Genomic DNA, 1,652 nt, shown 5'->3' on the forward strand with positions numbered 1-1,652 from the left:
GGCGCGATCTCCGGGACCGGCACGCTGACCAAGTCGGGCGCGGGCACGCTGACCCTGTCGGGCGCGAGCAGCTATACCGGGGCAACGACGGTCGCCGGCGGCACCCTGTCGATCACCAGCGCCACGGCGCTCGGCGCGACGACGGGCGGGACGACGGTCGGTTCGGGGGCGACGCTCCAATTGAGCGGCGGCGTCGCCGTGGGCGCGGAGGCGCTGACCTTGTCGGGCGACGGCGTCTACGACGCCGGCGCGGGCACCTATGCCGGGGCGCTCTCCAATGCCGCCGGCAGCAACAGCTATGCCGGCGCGATAACGCTCGCGGCGGACAGCCGGATCGTCAATGCGGCGACGCTGACCCTGAGCGGCGGGATCACCGGGACCACCGCCAATTTGACGCTCGACGACCTCGGCGCCGGCGGCACCGCGACGCTCTCCGGGGCGATCACGACCGGCACCGGCACCGTGACGATTTCCGGCGGCACCTGGATCTACACCTCCGACGCCAACGCCTATACCGGCGGCACGACGATCAGCGGCGGCACGCTGCAGATCGGCGCCGGCGGGACGACGGGGTCGCTCTCTGGCGACGTGGCCAACACGGCCGCGCTCGTCTTCGACCGCTCCGACAATCTCACTTATTCCGGGGTGATCTCCGGTAGCGGCACCCTGGAGAAGAAAGGCGCGGGCACGCTGACCTTGTCCGGTGAAACTTCGGGCATCACCGGGCAAGTGACGATTCGTGTGGGTGGTTTGACGCTGACGAATAGTCAGAATCAACCCATGTTATCCGGCGATATCGTCAATAACGGTGCGCTTACGATCGATCGAGTGACGGTATCCGGCCTTTATGGCGGCATCATATCCGGCAGCGGATCGGTAACGAAAACGGGGGCCGAGAATTTATTTCTGACGGGTGAAAATACATATACAGGAGGAACCTTCATCAATGCCGGTCAGGTAACGATCGGGGCGGGGGGAACCACCGGCTCGTTCGTCGGCGACGTGACGATCGCGAGCGGCGCCGGGCTCGGCTTCTACAGATCGGGGGCCTTGACGGTCGCGGGGCAGATTTCGGGTGCGGGCACCTGGGGTGTCGGCGGCGGTCTCACCCTCACCCTGACCGGAACCAGCGCCAGCACGGGCGGGGTTTACGTTTCGGCGGGCACGCTTCAGATCGGCAATGGCGGAACTGCCGGTTCGATCGCCGGAAATGTGCGGACCGATTTTCAAGGCGCCAACGCTGGCCACTTGATCTTCAACCGCACCGATGACGTGACCTTTGGCGGCAGCATTTCGGGCATCGGGACACTGGAGAAGACGGGGGCCGGCGTCCTGAGCCTGACGGGGGCCAGCACCCATACCGGCGGCACGACGATCAGCGGCGGCACGCTGCAGATCGGCGCCGGCGGCACGACGGGGTCGCTGGCGGGCAATGTGACCAATGATGGCGCTCTGGTGTTCAACCGGTCGAACGACCTCGCTTATTCCGGCAATGTGTCGGGGTCCGGCACGCTGGAGAAGCTGGGGGCGGGTGTTCTGACGGTGACGGGGGGCCTGAGCCATACCGGCGGGACGACGATCACGGCGGGGACGCTGCAGATCGGCGACGGGACGACGAGCGGATCGATCGCCGGCAACATCGCCAATGACGG

1 protein-coding gene is annotated in these 1,652 nt (G+C 66.9%); it reads left to right on the plus strand.

The window, feature by feature from the left end; all coding sequences use genetic code 11:
* Positions 1-1,652: beta strand repeat-containing protein (locus EDC64_RS23325; RefSeq protein ID WP_207916175.1), on the plus strand; the 1,652-nt coding region annotated here is incomplete at both ends.

The organism is Aquabacter spiritensis (assembly GCF_004346185.1).
Lineage (GTDB): Bacteria > Pseudomonadota > Alphaproteobacteria > Rhizobiales > Xanthobacteraceae > Aquabacter > Aquabacter spiritensis.